The sequence below is a fragment of the Pseudomonas sp. FG13 genome (assembly GCF_057809755.1).
This window is the reverse complement of sequence record NZ_JBMDKO010000080.1, coordinates 1-15,095: the sequence shown is the minus strand read 5'-3', so window position 1 is coordinate 15,095 and position 15,095 is coordinate 1. Positions and strand designations below refer to the sequence as shown.

Below are 15,095 nucleotides of genomic sequence, written 5' to 3'. Positions count from 1 at the left end.
ACTCGCGACCCCGACCTTGGCAAGGTCGTGCTCTACCAACTGAGCTATTCCCGCATTGGCGTCCCCTAGGGGACTCGAACCCCTGTTACCGCCGTGAAAGGGCGGTGTCCTAGGCCACTAGACGAAGGGGACACACGTACAACATTCACTGCTTATGGCGCTTGGCTGAGTGCTTTACGCTGTAAGTGGCGCGCATTCTATGGATGGATTGAGGGGTCGTCAACCCCCAGATATAAATTTATTTAAATCAATGACTTCGACCGGTTTGAGGAGCGATTCGCAGATTTTGCCTGTCCAGTCTCTGACGCCTATATTCTGTCGCCCGCCAAGACGTTATAGTCGCGCCCGGCAAATAGTGGCAATGTGCATCCACGCTACCGTGCCCCTGGTAAGCAGCACGCCCGTCTAATCTCGTCGCTCGGGCCTATGCGCTTAAAAGCCTAGCCACTACACTGATCCATGCGAACCCTATTAAAGAGGTCTTACCGGTGACACCACTCATGATCACCCTGCTCGTCGTAGCCGGGATCGCATTGTTGATCGCCATTGGCTATATGAACCATGTGGCGGAAAACAACAAGCTGGAAAAGGCCCGTACCAAGATCGAGCTCAACGACCGGCTGCGTCGTTGCGGCGAGCTCACCGAAACCTTCCCCGGCCAGTTGATGACTCCGTCCCTGAAGCTGCTGATCACCCGCCTTGAGATTAACGTCTGCCAGCGCTTGCTGGGCATGGAGAAGACCAATGCGGCGGTGAAGGCGCGCCTGGACGAACTGAACGCCCTGGCGGCCCAGGGCGAATCGATCCCGGTGAACAATCCTCCGGCACCGATCCAGACCGAAGCCAAGGCCAAGGACGTGCGGTTCCTGCTCGAGGCCTTGCACGGCCAGATCACCCGCGCCGCCCAGGACGGGTTCCTGCCGCCCAACGAAGCCAAGCGCTGGATCCGCGAAGTCCGGCACATTCTGGTGCTGCTGCACATCGAGTTCTTCAACAACCTCGGCCAACAGGCCCTGCAGCAGGAGCAACCTGGGCAGGCTCGCCTGGCATTTGAACGTGGCGTGCAATACCTGCGTAAACAGCAGGAACCACAGCTCTACGCCGAGCAGCTGGCTTACCTCGAGAAACTCCTGGCCCGCGTCAATGCCATGGTCCTGGCCAGCACCAAGGCGGCCGAAGGTGAAGTCAATCAGCTGACCGAAGGTTTGAAGGAAGACGAAATCAACGATGAGTGGAAGAAGAAAAAGGTTTACGACTGAGGCCAAGTCGAACCTTATTGTGGCGAGGGGATTTATCCCCGCAGGGCTGCGAAGCAGCCCTACGTTATTAACTGATACACCGAGTGTTCAGGTTTTTGGGGCCGCTTCGCGGCCCAGCGGGGCGATGCGACATTTCGATAAATCCCCTCGTCGCCACAGGTTATGGTCTCAAGCTGCCTACGTCACAACCTGAAATGCCCCACCATCCCCTTCAGCTCGACACCTAACTGCGCCAGTTCAATGCTGGACGCGGCGTTGCCTTGCATCGCCAGGGAGGACTGATCGGCACTGGCGCGGATGCTGGTAACGCTGCGGTTGATTTCTTCGGCGACCGAGCTCTGCTGTTCAGCTGCGGCAGCGATCTGCTGGTTCATCTGCTGGATCAACGACACGGCTGCCGCAATGCTGCCCAAGGCACTTTCAGTCTGCAGGGCATCGCTGACCGCCATCTTCACCAGTTCGCCGCTGCTCTGGATCTGCTGCACGGACGTCTGGGCGGCCGAACGCAAGGCGCTCACCAACCGCTCGATTTCCTCGGTCGATTGTTGTGTGCGCTTGGCCAGGGCCCGCACCTCATCGGCCACCACCGCAAACCCCCTGCCCTGCTCACCGGCACGAGCCGCCTCGATGGCGGCATTGAGCGCCAGCAGGTTGGTTTGCTCGGCAACGCTCTTGATCACGCTCAATACCGTGCCGATGTTCTGGATCTCGGCGCTGAGGCTTTCGATGCTGGAACTGGCCGACGTGGCCGAGTCGGCCAGTTGCTCGATACGCACCATGCTCTGACGCACCACCTGTTGACCGCTTTCGACTTTGTCGTCGGCGGTCTGGGCCGCCTGGGCCGCTTCTTCGGCATTGCGCGCCACATCGTGCACGGTGGCGGTCATCTGGTTCATGGCCGTGGCAACCTGCTCGGTTTCCTCTTTCTGGCTGCTGACTTCCAGGTTGGTCTGTTCGGTCACGGCCGACAAGGATTGGGCGGAGTTGGCCAGCTGCTCGATCCCGGACTGCAACCCACTGACGATACTGCTCAGTCCCGCTCCCATCTGCTGCATGGCCAGCATCAACTGCCCTATTTCATCCCGGCGCGTCACGTCGACCGTTGCAGTCAAGTCCCCTCCGGCAATTTGCTGGGCGACACGAATGACGCTGCGCAACGGTGCCACGATCAGTCGGGTAATGACCCAGGCCGCAATCAACCCCACCAGCAACGCCAGGGCCGACGAACCGATGATCAACAACGAGTTCTTTTTCAACTCGGCCTGCATGGCCTGGTCTTCGGCGGCATAGGCCTGGTCAACCCGCTCCACCACCTGGGCAGCCCGTTCGCGCAGTTGCCCGGAGATGACCTTCTCCTGGGCCAGCAGACCGGTGTATTCGGCAAGCTTCTCGCTGAATCCAGCGATGTGCCCGGCCACTTCGTTGATGACGGTCTGGTAGCCCGGATCCTTGATCGCGGTCTTGAGGATTTCGGCCTGCTTCATGGCCTGCTCGGCCTGTTCGATCTGGCCCTGCCCGGCGTCCTCGCTGCCCTTGCGGGTCTGATCGAGGCGCACCCGCGCCTCATTCATGGCCACCAGCATCAACCGCGACACCTCGCTGACCTGGTTGGCTTGTTCGACGAACTCGGCGCCCTCCTTGCCCTGGGTGTCTTTCAACGTGTAGGTGCCATCATCCGCCAACCCCGCCCGCAACACATCGAGGTTATTGGCGACGCTGGACACCGACCAACTGGCCATATCCAGCGCCAGGTCCTTGCTCTGGCTCAATCCGACGAACTCGTCGAACGCCTTGCGATACGCCACAAGGGCCTGCTCCACATCGTTCATCACCGGCACATTGGCAGCCGACTGCGCCTTGAGTTCGTTTGCCTTGGCAATCAAGCTGTCGACGCCCTGGTGCAGGGCATCGACCGTCTTGGGATCGGAGCGCAATGCATAGTCCCGTTCAAGCAGCCGGACCTTGAGCAACTCGCTACTGAGCGAGGACATCTGCTTCAAGCCATCGAAGCGTTGACTGATGGTTTGCAAGGACCAGACGCCGATGGCCGCCACGACAGCCGTGAGCAGCAGCACCAGGACAAACCCGATCCCCAACTTCTTTGCCATACCCAGGTTGGCAAAACGTCTCTGCACGGCCGAAATCATTGCGCTCAGTCCTCTGCCAGTGTGTGTAATCGCAGATTCGCAACGAGACACCCCATCGCACAAGATGCTGGCGTCGGAATAATGGCAAAAAGCTACGGCCTCGTCGTTTTCAGAACGCTTGAGGTCGATCCAGACCCGTGGCCCGGAAGAACGCCAGCGCTCTGGAATCCCGGGCATAGGCTACGTTGATCCGTAGCCAGTCACTGTCGACACCCGAAGGGCTGAACGCCGTACGCGAAGACAGTAGCACGCCGAACCGCTTGGCCAGGCGCTGTAATCCAGCGTAGTCGCACATGGGCGGACGTGCCCAGATGAACAGCCCGCCGGCCGGCTTGCCGAAGACCGTCCAGTCGGCGTCTTCCAGTACCTGGAGCACCGCCGCCATATCGGTCCCCAGGCGTTGCCGCTGGCGCTGGACCAGCTTGCGATAGGCGCCGTTGGCCAACAGGCCGGCGACAACCGATTCACAGAACCGCGAACCGCCCATGCTGGTGACCTCCTTGACCTTGCTCAACCGCTCGATGATCGCAGCCCCGGCCACCACGAACCCGACCCGCAAGGAACTGCTCAAGGTTTTCGAGAAGCTGCCCACGTAAAGAACGTCGGCGTCCAACGCTGCCAGCCGGGTCCGCGTCGTGCTCTGGAAGTCGGCATAGACGTCGTCTTCGATGACCAGCACGGCGTGCTTGCGGGTCAATTGCAGCAGCCGCTGGGCCACGGCCGGCGCCAGGCAACTGCCGGTTGGGTTGTGACACGCGCTGTTGATGAACAAGGCGCTGGGCCGATGAGTCGCCAACAACGCTTGCAACGCATCGACATCCGGGCCCCGTGGTGTCCTGGGTAACTCGATCATGTCGATCCCGTGGAGCCTGAGCAGCTCGAACAGCTTCGAATAGCCGGGACTTTCCACCACGACGCAACACCCCGGCCGCAACAATGTGCGCACGATCAGGTCCAGGCCGTGGGTCGCCCCCGTCGTCGTCAGGATGAGGTTTTCATCCACATTGATGTTGAGCTGCTTCAGCCGCCTGGACAGTTGTTCACGCAGGGCAGGCAATCCCTGCGGCGTGCTGTAGTTGAACAGCCCCGCCATGTCGGTGCGGGAGACCTGGCGAATCGCATAGGCCAGGTCATCGCTTTCACGCCAACGTTCGGGCAATCCGCCACTGCCCAACTTCAGCTCCCACTGCACATTGTCGGCTGAATCGGCCCGAACACCCTGCACGTCGTCCGGCACACCCTTGTCGAAAGGCTCTGGCCTGATCGAAGAAGGTGATGCGACAAAAAAGCCCGAGCCATGACGGGAGGACAATATCCCTTGGGCAACCAGGCGTTCACACGCTTCATTGACGCTGGACTGGCTGAGCAGATTCTCCCGCGCCAATTGACGGATGGAGGGCAGACGAGTCCCCGGTTGCACCTCGGCCTGTCGAATCCAGCCGGCCAGCGCGTCGACGATTTGCTGCACGACAGGCACCAGGGCCTGCCGGTCGATTCTCAACTCCATGAGTAACCAAGCTCCTAAGCGATTGTTTTATTTCCAGAAACAGTCGGTTTCCCGATGGAAGTTAAGCACAGGGTGTCGCCGGACGATGTACGACAACGTCGCCAAAAGGGTCGATTCTCATGCCTTGAAACACATTGATGGGCAGGTCTAGGGAATTTCCGGCCGCCCAAGAAAAAGCCCGCAGCAAGCGCGGGCTTTTTCCTACAACCCACCGCCTTCAGAAAGCCGTGACACCGCCGTCCACCGCCAGCGAATGGCCAGTGGTGAACGCTGCGCCATCGCTGCACAAATACAGCACGGCGCTGGCGATTTCCTCGACCTTGCCGATACGTCCTACCGGGTGCATGGCGTTGGCGAATTCGCCCTTCTTCGGGTCAGACTCATAGGCACGGCGGAACATGTCGGTATCGATCACCGCCGGGCAGACCGCGTTCACACGGATCTTCTTCTTGGCGTATTCGATGGCGGCCGATTTGGTCAGGCCGATCACGGCATGCTTGGAGGCCGCGTAGATGCTCATTTTCGGCGCCGCGCCCAGGCCAGCCACCGAAGCGGTATTGACGATGGCACCGCCACCCTGGGCCAGCAACAGCGGCAACTGGTATTTCATGCACAGCCAGACGCCCTTCACATTGACGCCCATGATCGCGTCGTACTCATCGAGGGTGCCGTCGGCCAGCTTGCCCTTCTCGATCTCGATCCCGGCGTTGTTGAAGGCATAATCGAGACGACCGTAGGTGCTGATCACTTCGTTCATCAGGTTCTGCACGTCGCTTTCCAGTGTCACGTCGCAGCGTACGAACACCGCTTCGCCGCCGGCTTCGCGAATCAACTGCACCGTGCCCTCGCCACCCGCCACGTCCAGGTCGGCCACTACGACTTTCAGGCCCTCTGTGGCGAACGCACGGGCGGTGGCGCGGCCAATGCCCGCGGCGGCACCGGTGACTACGGCGACTTGTCCGGAAAACGTCATGCTCATGATCAGTTCCTTGAAGGATGCAGGGTGGCGCCAGTGTAGCCACAGCCATGCATGGCGCAGCAGCACTATCCAGGTGCCGGTTAGGCATGCATGGACACCAGTGATAACAGCCCCGGCGGTATTATCACCGGGTTGTATCGGTCTGCATTCGCTACCCCGGCAAACCTTGCGACAAGCGCTTCGAAGGGCTATCAACAAAGCTTCATTTCATCTCGAGTACCCACCATGACTGCCCAGACCAATCGCCAGTTCCTGCTCGCCAAACGCCCGGTGGGCGCCGCGACCCGCGAGACTTTCACTTATCAGCAAGTACCGGTCGGCGAACCGGCGGCCGGTCAGATCCTGGTGAAGAACGAGTACCTGTCCCTGGACCCGGCCATGCGCGGCTGGATGAACGAGGGCAAGTCCTATATCGCGCCGGTGGGCATCGGTGAAGTGATGCGCGCGTTGGGCGTGGGCCAGGTGATTGCCTCGAACAACCCAGGCTTTGCGGTCGGGGACTACGTCAATGGTGCACTGGGCGTGCAGGATTATTTCCTCGGCGAGCCAAGGGGTTTCTACAAGGTCGATCCGAAACTCGCGCCGTTGCCCCGTTACTTGTCCGCCTTGGGCATGACGGGCATGACCGCTTACTTTGCGCTGCTGGACGTCGGCGCCCCCAAGGCCGGTGAGACCGTGGTGCTATCGGGTGCCGCCGGTGCGGTGGGCAGCATCGCCGGGCAGATTGCCAAGATCAAAGGCTGTCGCGTGGTGGGCATTGCCGGTGGGGCCGACAAATGCAAGTTCCTGATCGATGAACTGGGCTTCGACGGTGCCATCGATTACAAGAGCGAAGACGTTCAGGCGGGCCTGAAACGCGAATGCCCCAAAGGCGTCGATGTGTATTTCGACAACGTCGGCGGCGACATCCTGGATGCTGTGCTCAGCCGCTTGAACCTCAAGGCCCGCGTGGTGATTTGTGGCGCCATCAGCCAATACAACAACAAGGAAGCGGTGAAGGGCCCCGCCAACTACCTGTCTCTGCTGGTGAACCGGGCGCGCATGGAAGGCTTCGTGGTCATGGACTACGCCGCCCAGTTCGCCGCCGCCGGCCAGGAAATGGCTGGCTGGATGGCCAAGGGGCAGCTCAAGAGCAAGGAAGACATTGTCGAGGGGCTGGAGACATTTCCCGAGACGCTGACCAAATTGTTCAGCGGGGAGAACTTCGGGAAACTCGTCCTCAAGGTCTGACCGGTCACGATCCAAAAACCTGTGGGAGCGAGCCTGCTCGCGATAGCGATCTGTCAGTTGACGGGGATGTCGACTGACACGGCCTCATCGCGATCAGGCTCGCTCCCACATTGGTTTTCAGTGCGGGATCAGGCCAGTTCGGCCACGACCGCCGCCAGGGCCTTGGCCGGATCCGCCGCCTGGCTGATCGGACGGCCGATCACCAGATAATCGGAGCCTGCATCCAGCGCCTGGCGCGGGGTCAGGATACGGCGTTGATCGTCTTGGGCGCTGCCCGCCGGACGGATACCCGGGGTGACCAATTGCAGCGACGGGTGCGCCGTTTTCAAGGCACTGGCTTCCAAGGCCGAGCAGACCAGGCCGTCCATACCAGCCTTCTCGGCCAGCGCCGCCAGGCGCAACACCTGCTCCTGAGGCTCGATGTCCAGGCCGATCCCCGCCAGGTCCTCACGCTCCATGCTGGTCAGCACGGTCACGCCGATCAACAACGGTTTCGGGCCACTGCGCTGATCCAGCACTTCACGGCAGGCCGCCATCATGCGCAGGCCACCGGAGCAGTGCACATTGACCATCCACACGCCCATCTCCGCGGCAGCCTTGACGGCCATGGCGGTGGTGTTGGGGATATCGTGGAATTTCAGGTCGAGGAACACTTCGAACCCCTTGTCACGCAGGGTGCCGACGATCTCCGACGCGCAGCTGGTGAACAGTTCCTTGCCGACTTTGACCCGGCAAAGTTTGGGGTCCAACTGGTCGGCCAGCTTCAGGGCGGCGTCACGGGTAGGGAAATCCAGGGCGACGATGATAGGCGTCTGGCAGGCGGACATGAGCGGGCTCTCAGGCAAGTCGAAATCGGCGCGCATTGTAGCGGAACCAGCGCCCGTGCGGGACCCGATGATCGGTAAATCATCATCGCGCCCTGGTGAGCATGGACAATTGTGCCTTTTGTGTCCAAGCCGATACATTCAAGACATCCGGGCAATACGCCAGCCCATTACTGTCCGCCGCCGCACCCCGTCCTTCCAGCCCTTCACGCCCTACGGCCTGAAGCCTATGCTGGAGCCACAACCTCGCCGCCTTCTTTGCCGTTGGCAGCTTACCTGGCAGATGATGCACCCATGCAGAACACCCCTGTTGCAAAGGCTGGCGGCCAACTGGCCTCAGGCGATGACAAGCGCTGGAGCATCCGCGCGCTGATCGTCGATGACGATGTGCCAATCCGCGAACTGCTGATCGATTACCTGGCCCGCTTCAACATTCGCGCCAGCGGCGTAACCGATGGCGCGGGCATGCGCCACGCCATGCAGACCGAGCATTTCGATGTGGTCGTGCTCGACCTGATGCTGCCGGGGGAAGACGGCTTGCAGTTATGTCGCTGGTTGCGCGCCGAATCGGATATTCCGATCCTGATGCTCACCGCCCGCTGCGAACCCACCGACCGTATCATCGGCCTGGAATTGGGCGCCGACGACTACATGGCCAAACCATTCGAGCCCAGGGAACTGGTGGCGCGGATCCAGACGATCCTGCGCCGGGTGCGCGACGACCGCACCGAGCAACGCGCCAACATCCGCTTCGACAACTGGCGGCTCAACAGCGTGCTGCGCCAGCTGATCTCCGCCGACGGGCTGGTCGTGCCATTGTCCAATGCCGAGTTCCGGCTGCTGTGGGTCTTCATCGAACGACCGCGTCGGGTGCTCAGCCGCGAACAACTGCTGGACGCCGCCCGTGGACGCTCCATCGAGGCGTTCGACCGCAGCATCGACCTGCTGGTCTCGCGCCTGCGCCAGAAACTGGGCGACGACCCCAAGGCCCCGCAGTTGATCAAGACCGTGCGTGGCGAGGGCTACCTGTTCGACGCGCGGGACATCGGCTGATGGGATTGCGCCTCGACTCCCTGTTCGGCCGCCTGTTTGGCGTGCTGCTATTGGCGATCGTCCTGGCCCATCTATTGGCCTTTGCCTGGTTCATCCACTACGACCAGCCGCCACCTCCCGGCCCACCTCCGGAGTTTTCCCGACACGGTGACGGACCACCACCCTTTGTGTCCTCCCCTTTCGCTCCGCCGCCCGAGCCCCGGCCCCGCCCCTGGTTCGGTGGCCCCGTGGTGCCGCTGACGTTCCAGTTCATATGTCTGATCATCGCGGCCTGGTACGGCGCCAAACTCCTGACCCGGCCAATCCAGCGTCTGAGCGATGCCGCCGAACGCCTGAGCGAGGACCTCGACAGCCCACCGCTGGACGAAACCGGCCCGCGGGAGGCCCGACAGGCGGCCCATACGTTCAACCTGATGCAAAAGCGTATTCGTGAGCAGGTCCAGCAGCGCTCACGCATGCTCGGGGCGGTGTCCCACGACCTGCGTACCCCACTGTCACGGCTGAAACTGCGCCTGGAACAGATCGACGACATCAAGCTGCAAGGCCAGATGCGCCAGGACCTGGACGACATGATCGGCATGCTCGACGCCACCCTGACCTACCTGCACGAACAGCGCACCAGCGAAGCGCTGCAATGGATGGACGTGCAGGCCCTTGTGGAATCCCTGAGCGAAAACGCCCAGGACCAGGGCGCCGACGTGCAATTCAGTGGTTCCTGCGCGCCCTTGCAGGTGCAACCCATGGCGCTGCGCTCGTGCCTCAACAACCTCATGGACAATGCCTTGCGCTACGCCGGGCACGCGTCGATTGCCCTGGAGGACCAGGGCTTGCAGGTACTGATCCGGGTCATCGACCATGGCCCGGGAATCGCCGAGGACAAACGCGAGGCGGTGTTCGAGCCGTTCTATCGCCTGGAAGGCTCACGCAACCGCAACTCCGGCGGCGTCGGCCTGGGCATGACCATTGCCCGGGAAGCCGCGGAACGCCTGGGCGGGCAACTGAGCCTGGAAGAAACGCCGGGCGGCGGGCTGACCGCTGTCATTCGCCTGCCTCGCGCTTGAGTCCCTGTGTGCCAAGCCACCTGTGGGAGCGAGCCTGCTCGCGATAGCGGTAAGTCAGCCAATGAATGGATAGCTGATCAACCGCAATCGCGAGCAGGCTCGCTCCCACAGGGGCCCCGGATGAGCCAGGGTTTTGTACTGCCCCCGGTACAAACCCCACATACCCACGACAACTGCCCCGCCGAGGCTGCATAAGCCGGTGCACCCACCGGCTATTTCACCCCAAGGAGAGTGCCCATGATCGGCAGCGTCAGCAGTAGCAGCTACTCGACGTACACCAGCCTCAACAGTACCGCGACCCACAATGCCCGCGGCCATCAGTTCCAAAAGGAACTGCTCGGCAAGCTCGACAGCAACGGCAATGGCTCGGTCGACCAGGATGAACTGAGCACGGCCCTGTCGCAGAAGAGCGACAACGGCATCCTGGTCAGCCTGAGTGACAATTTCGCTGACCTGGACAGTGACAGCAGCGGTGACCTGAACAACGATGAAATGGCGGCAATGGCCCCGCCGCCACCGCCTCCAGGTGACCGGCCGCCAAACACCGAGTTGGCCGATGCGCTGCTCAGCGTCCTGGACGCAGACGGCGACGGTTCAGTCAGCAGCGACGAGTTGAGCAACAGCCTTTCCAGCGCCGGCAGCAGCGCCGACAGCACGCAAGTGTTCTCGGCACTGGACAAGAACGAGGACGGTACCGTCAGCCTCGACGAACTCGCCGCCAGCCTCGCATCGTCATCGCCGCCACAACAGGCCCCCAGTGAAAGGCTGTTCAGCCAACTCGACAGCGATGGTGACGGCAGCGTCACCGCCAGCGAACTGACCAGCGTCTTGCAATCCAGCGACAGCTCCACCACTCAATCCAGCGTCAGCGAAGCGCTGAACAGGATGATCGCCAACCTCAGTCGGCAGTATTCGCTGGATGACGTGGCGAGCGTGGGGAAACATCTGAACGTGGCGACCTGATGCCCTAAGAGCCTGGACTCACAAGCGCCAGGCTCATTGATCAGTCCCACTTGTGGCGAGGGGATTTATCCCCGCTGGGCTGCGTAGCAGCCCCAAACTGCCTACATAGAAGCAATCTGAATACCGAGGCGCCAGCTTTTTAGGGCTGCTGCGCAGCCCAACGGGGATAAATCCCCTCGCCACAGATAAATCCCTCCACCACAAATAAATCTTTCACCACACTTAATTACCCATACCGAATCACCGCGCCTGGCTCTTGCTCCAATCCGTCAGCAGGCTGTACGCCACCGCCAGCAGCGTGGGGCCGATGAACAGGCCGATGAAGCCGAAAGCGATCAACCCACCGAACACCCCCAACAACACAATGACCAATGGCAGGTTTCCACCACGGCTGATCAAGTAGGGTTTGAGCACGTTGTCCACGCCGCTGATGATGAACATGCCCCAGATGCCGAGGAATATCGCCATCCCATATTCGCCCTTCCACACCAGCCAGGCCGTTGCGGGGATCCAGACCAGCGGCGGTCCCATGGGAATCAGGCTGAGCAGGAAGGTGGCGATGCCCAGTACCAGGGCACCCGGCACTCCGGCGATCAGGAAGCCGATCAGTGCCAGCAGGGCCTGGGCGGCGGCGGTGCCGATCACGCCGTTGACTACCCGTTGCACGGTACCCGCCACCAGCTCGATGTAGTAACCGGCACGGTCGCCGATCAGGCGTTCGAGCAGGCCGTGGACAAACGCCGCCAGGCGCGGGCCGTCGCGATAGAAAAAGAACACGAACACGATGCTCAGGGTCAGCTCGAGCATGCCGCCACCAATCTGCTTGCTGCGGGCCAGCAGCCAGTTGCCGACCTGCCCCAGATACGGCTTGATGGAAACCATCATCGCCGCCCCCTGCTGGTCGACGCTGTTCCAGATAGCGACGAGCCGCCCACCCACCAGCGGCAAGCCACCCAGCCAGGCCGGGGCATCGGGCAGGCCATCGACCTGCACGTCCCTGATGAACGCCGTGGCATCGCGTACATGATCGGCCAGGTTGAAACCCAACCACACCAGAGGCACCGCCACCAGCAACATCCAGCCCACCGTCAGCATCGCCGCCGCGAGGGATTCGCGACCATTGACCCAGCGGGTCAGCAGCCGCATCAGCGGCCAACTGGCGAAGGCCAGTACCGCTCCCCAGAACAGCGCCGACCAGAACGGAGCCATGACCCACAGGCTTGCGCCGAACAACACCAGGAGCAGGATCTGCACCAACAGCCGATCGTTATTGAGCATGAAAAGTCTCGAAGAATGAACAGGACCGGGGCAGCGGCGCAACGTCCGCCGTCCGGCACAGCTTAGCGCAGCAACTCAAGGTGAAGGCCCGCCGTATTGCCATCACCGGCCGCCTCCATCCGCGCCTCGCGAACCCCCTGCTCCGCCAGCGCCTGGCGCCAGGCCTCGGCCTTGGGGCCCGCGAGGCTGACCCGCAGGCCGGTGTCCAGGTTCAGCGCCCGAGCCAGCAGCCGTAGCCAGGTCTCGTCCGGCTCGTCGGCAAGACGTGGCAAATCCAGCACGCCGGTGTCCTTGAGCTGACGCAGCAGGGTGGCGGAGGTCGGCAGCAAGTCCCCCAGGGGAGCGCTCGCCTCGAACTGCTCGACATGCAGGTAGGCCTTGCGGTTGCCGCGGGTGATGCCGTACAGCGCAATCAAGGTGTTGTCTGCCGGTGGCGCCAGGCGCAGCAACAGATAGGCCTGGCCGTTGTCGGCACCGTAGAGCTTGGCGTTGCCGAACACTTCGTTGGCCCAGAGGCTGCTTTCCCCACAGTCACGGGCCTGGCACCAGTACAGCAGCTCGGCACCTTGCTGCTGCAAGGCTTCGCGGGCGACGGTAAAGGCCTGGGTAGCGGAATGTTCCGGCGGCAGCTCATAGGTCACCGACGTGACGGCACCGCGGCCATCGACCTGCCCGTCGAAACGCAACTGGCCGCTGATCTTGCGAATCGAGCCCAGGGGGTAGATGCGCTCGACGTCGCTGGTTTGCCGATAATCGACAATCTGCGCATCGGGCAGGCGCGGCACGCGCTCCAGGTCCCGGCTGCCGGGTACATCGGCGGCGAAAGACGCCGGGCTGATGCAGGCCAGCGCCAACCAGGTAAGTGAATGAACGAATGATTTCATCGGATCGACTTGGCCTGGCGCTCGTGGACGAAACCGGCGTCGTCCCTGCGCCACAAGGCGGGTAAACAGAGCTCTGTCATGGTGGTCTCCCTTTCAACCCGCCCAGCCTCGAGAGTTGCCCGGCGCAAGTCAAGAAGTGCTGAAGAACCGATTGAAACAGTCTGCTACAAGCACGGCACCGGTTTCGTCGTTCAGGTGCAAATGATGGCCGCCGGGCAATTGTTCATGACTGAAGGGTAGACGCTCCAGCAATTCGGGGTGCCGGGCCAGCATGCCCTCGGCTGCCACGATCAGATGGGCGGGACAACCGACCCGCGCCACGAAGGCCATGGCCTGTTCGTCGGTCAGGCGCAGCGGCGAGGGCAAGGTCAGACGATTGTCGGTGCGCCAGGTGTAGCCACCCGGCACCGGCATCAGGCCACGCTGGGCGAGCAGCTCGGCGGCCTCGCGGCTGACCGCCACCAGCCCTTTCATGCGGGCTTCGATGGCCCGGTCGAGGGTTTTGTAGACCGGTTTGGTCTTTTTCTGCAGATCGAGCTGCGCCTGCAGGGCCATGCCCATGCGTTCGGCCGCGTTGTCGCCCTGGGCCGTCGGCGGAATGATGCCGTCGATCAGCCCCAGGTGCGTCACCCGCTCCGGCAGGGACCCGGCCAACACCAGCGACACGATCGCGCCCAGGGAATGCCCCAGCAGGGCGAAACGTTGCAGGCCCAGTTGCTCGGCGACCTGCAGCACATCATGGGCATAGTCCCACAGGGCGTAGCCGGCACCGGGCGGGCGATGCCCCGAATGACCATGACCGGCCATGTCCAGGGCAATGATCCGCAAGCCCTCCAGCCGGGGGGCCAGGCGGGCGAAACTGTTGGCATTGTCCAGCCAGCCATGCAAGGCGATCACCGGGCGCCCATCTTCCGGTCCGAACAGGTGGGCTGCCAGTTCGATGTGGGGCAGGCTCAGGCGGACTTCCTCGACTCCGTTCATGCGCTGCGCCCTTGCCAACGTTGGAACAGCCCCTTGAGCAGGTCAGCCGTGTCCAGAGGATGCTCCAGGGGAAACATATGGCCGCCGGGCATGCTCAAGGACTCGCCCAGGGGCATGCTGCCCACCGAGCGAGCGTGATGACGCATCACCACGCGGCTTTGTCGGCCTCGCACTACCGCCAAGGGCAACTTGAGCGTGCGGGTCCGACCGGGACTGGTGTGTGGCACGCCGCGGTAGATGCTGATTTCCGTGGCTGGATCGAAGCGCAGTCGCAGGCGGTCACCGACTTGTTGCAGGCCATGTTGCAGATAGGCGTCGAAGCAATCCGGGTCGAAACCGCGAAACAGGGTCTTGCCGGAAAAATATTGCCGGGCCGCTTCCAGGTCCTCGAACTCCTCGCGCCGGCCCAGGGTCCGGCCGGCCGGGGTCAGGCGGTCGATGAAGCCCAGACGCTTGGCCGCCAGGATCACCCAGCGGTCCGTGCGGGTCAGGACCGGCGAGTCGAGCATGACCACGCCACGGTACAACCGAGGGCAGCGCAAGGCCGCGTGCAGGTGCAGGACACCGCCCAGGGAGTGACCGACACCCCACACCGGTTCCGGCTGTTGTTCCAGGTGATGGATCAGCTCGTCCACCAGGTTGTTCCAGTTATCGTCCACCGGAAAACGTGGGTCATGGCCATGCAGCTCCAGGTGTGCGACCTGATACTGCGGCGCCAGTGCGGCAAACAGCTTGCCGTAGGTGGCCGAGGGAAAACCATTGGCGTGGGTGAAAAACACCTGTTGCGACATGACAGCCGATCCATTGAGGGAACTGAGGCCGATTGTCCGTAGAAGCCGGTGGCGCGGCAATGACCGTAACTGACAGGAATGATGACAGTCTGGCTTGGGCTATGGCGTTATGGCTGGCCAGCCGCAAACTTTGTGGCA

Annotated in this window: 12 protein-coding genes, 1 tRNA gene and 2 pseudogenes; 5 read left to right on the top strand and 10 right to left on the bottom strand. The window is 62.3% G+C overall.

The window, feature by feature from the left end; all coding sequences use genetic code 11:
• Positions 1-56 precede the first annotated feature (56 nt).
• A tRNA-Glu gene (locus ACODTO_RS28720) sits at positions 57-132 on the bottom strand.
• 368 nt (positions 133-500) lie between these two features.
• Between ACODTO_RS28720 and ACODTO_RS28715 the strand changes: the two genes are divergently transcribed.
• Positions 501-1,259, top strand: coding sequence for a hypothetical protein (locus tag ACODTO_RS28715; RefSeq protein ID WP_139649087.1), 759 nt, complete (start codon positions 501-503; stop codon positions 1,257-1,259).
• A gap of 182 nt (positions 1,260-1,441) precedes the next feature.
• Here the strand turns inward: ACODTO_RS28715 and ACODTO_RS28710 are convergent.
• The 4 genes and pseudogenes from ACODTO_RS28710 to ACODTO_RS28695 form a co-directional block, all read right to left on the bottom strand.
• Positions 1,442-2,038, bottom strand: a pseudogene (locus tag ACODTO_RS28710) (methyl-accepting chemotaxis protein); the annotation flags it as partial.
• A 264-nt stretch (positions 2,039-2,302) separates the two neighbouring features.
• Positions 2,303-3,367 (bottom strand): annotated as a pseudogene (locus ACODTO_RS28705) (HAMP domain-containing protein); the annotation flags it as partial.
• Between the two features lie 148 nt (positions 3,368-3,515).
• Positions 3,516-4,913: an aminotransferase-like domain-containing protein gene (locus ACODTO_RS28700; protein ID WP_175385778.1), complete on the bottom strand. Its 1,398-nt coding sequence runs from the start codon at positions 4,911-4,913 to the stop codon at positions 3,516-3,518.
• Between the two features lie 217 nt (positions 4,914-5,130).
• Positions 5,131-5,892, bottom strand: coding sequence for an SDR family oxidoreductase (locus ACODTO_RS28695; RefSeq protein WP_139649081.1), 762 nt, complete (start codon positions 5,890-5,892; stop codon positions 5,131-5,133).
• Positions 5,893-6,117: 225 nt separating this feature from the next.
• Here ACODTO_RS28695 and ACODTO_RS28690 point away from each other — a divergent pair, with 225 nt between their 5' ends.
• Positions 6,118-7,122: an NADP-dependent oxidoreductase gene (locus ACODTO_RS28690; protein ID WP_024776953.1), complete on the top strand. Its 1,005-nt coding sequence runs from the start codon at positions 6,118-6,120 to the stop codon at positions 7,120-7,122.
• A gap of 128 nt (positions 7,123-7,250) precedes the next feature.
• On the opposite strand, the gene pyrF is transcribed toward ACODTO_RS28690, so the two are convergent.
• On the bottom strand, positions 7,251-7,949 hold the full coding sequence (pyrF, locus tag ACODTO_RS28685) for an orotidine-5'-phosphate decarboxylase (RefSeq protein WP_175363785.1): 699 nt from the start codon (positions 7,947-7,949) through the stop codon (positions 7,251-7,253).
• 291 nt (positions 7,950-8,240) lie between these two features.
• Between pyrF and ACODTO_RS28680 the strand changes: the two genes are divergently transcribed.
• From ACODTO_RS28680 to xopAW, 3 genes are all read left to right on the top strand, one after another.
• On the top strand, positions 8,241-8,999 hold the full coding sequence (locus tag ACODTO_RS28680) for a response regulator (RefSeq protein ID WP_139649077.1): 759 nt from the start codon (positions 8,241-8,243) through the stop codon (positions 8,997-8,999).
• The gene (locus ACODTO_RS28675; RefSeq protein ID WP_489107421.1) at positions 8,999-10,060 is read left to right on the top strand and encodes a sensor histidine kinase; all 1,062 of its coding nucleotides are present in this window, start codon (positions 8,999-9,001) and stop codon (positions 10,058-10,060) included. The genes ACODTO_RS28680 and ACODTO_RS28675 overlap by 1 nt, the downstream gene beginning before the upstream one ends.
• Positions 10,061-10,297: 237 nt before the next feature.
• Positions 10,298-11,023, top strand: coding sequence for a XopAW family type III secretion system calcium-binding effector (gene xopAW / locus ACODTO_RS28670; RefSeq protein ID WP_489107420.1), 726 nt, complete (start codon positions 10,298-10,300; stop codon positions 11,021-11,023).
• A gap of 240 nt (positions 11,024-11,263) precedes the next feature.
• Here xopAW and ACODTO_RS28665 read toward each other — a convergent pair whose 3' ends face one another.
• The 4 genes from ACODTO_RS28665 to ACODTO_RS28650 all read right to left on the bottom strand — a co-directional run bounded on the left by ACODTO_RS28665 (position 11,264) and on the right by ACODTO_RS28650 (position 14,957).
• Positions 11,264-12,301, bottom strand: coding sequence for an AI-2E family transporter (locus ACODTO_RS28665; RefSeq protein ID WP_139649071.1), 1,038 nt, complete (start codon positions 12,299-12,301; stop codon positions 11,264-11,266).
• 62 nt (positions 12,302-12,363) lie between these two features.
• Complete coding sequence (locus ACODTO_RS28660; protein ID WP_175385776.1) at positions 12,364-13,185, bottom strand: DUF4892 domain-containing protein; 822 nt, start codon at positions 13,183-13,185, stop codon at positions 12,364-12,366.
• 129 nt (positions 13,186-13,314) lie between these two features.
• Positions 13,315-14,166 (bottom strand): alpha/beta hydrolase, encoded by an 852-nt coding sequence (locus ACODTO_RS28655; protein ID WP_139649066.1) that lies wholly within the window; start codon positions 14,164-14,166, stop codon positions 13,315-13,317.
• Complete coding sequence (locus ACODTO_RS28650; RefSeq protein ID WP_139649064.1) at positions 14,163-14,957, bottom strand: alpha/beta fold hydrolase; 795 nt, start codon at positions 14,955-14,957, stop codon at positions 14,163-14,165. The genes ACODTO_RS28655 and ACODTO_RS28650 overlap by 4 nt, the downstream gene beginning before the upstream one ends.
• Positions 14,958-15,095 lie beyond the last annotated feature (138 nt).

Coding starts and splice junctions, on each gene's coding strand:
- ACODTO_RS28715 (WP_139649087.1), top strand. CDS start 501: ATGATCACCCTGCTCGTCGTAGCCGGGATCGCATTGTTGATCGCCATT.
- ACODTO_RS28695 (WP_139649081.1), bottom strand. CDS start 5,892: ATGAGCATGACGTTTTCCGGACAAGTCGCCGTAGTCACCGGTGCCGCC.
- xopAW (WP_489107420.1), top strand. CDS start 10,298: ATGATCGGCAGCGTCAGCAGTAGCAGCTACTCGACGTACACCAGCCTC.
- ACODTO_RS28680 (WP_139649077.1), top strand. CDS start 8,241: ATGCAGAACACCCCTGTTGCAAAGGCTGGCGGCCAACTGGCCTCAGGC.
- pyrF (WP_175363785.1), bottom strand. CDS start 7,949: ATGTCCGCCTGCCAGACGCCTATCATCGTCGCCCTGGATTTCCCTACC.
- ACODTO_RS28660 (WP_175385776.1), bottom strand. CDS start 13,185: ATGAAATCATTCGTTCATTCACTTACCTGGTTGGCGCTGGCCTGCATC.
- ACODTO_RS28675 (WP_489107421.1), top strand. CDS start 8,999: ATGGGATTGCGCCTCGACTCCCTGTTCGGCCGCCTGTTTGGCGTGCTG.
- ACODTO_RS28650 (WP_139649064.1), bottom strand. CDS start 14,957: ATGTCGCAACAGGTGTTTTTCACCCACGCCAATGGTTTTCCCTCGGCC.
- ACODTO_RS28655 (WP_139649066.1), bottom strand. CDS start 14,166: ATGAACGGAGTCGAGGAAGTCCGCCTGAGCCTGCCCCACATCGAACTG.
- ACODTO_RS28665 (WP_139649071.1), bottom strand. CDS start 12,301: ATGCTCAATAACGATCGGCTGTTGGTGCAGATCCTGCTCCTGGTGTTG.
- ACODTO_RS28700 (WP_175385778.1), bottom strand. CDS start 4,913: ATGGAGTTGAGAATCGACCGGCAGGCCCTGGTGCCTGTCGTGCAGCAA.
- ACODTO_RS28690 (WP_024776953.1), top strand. CDS start 6,118: ATGACTGCCCAGACCAATCGCCAGTTCCTGCTCGCCAAACGCCCGGTG.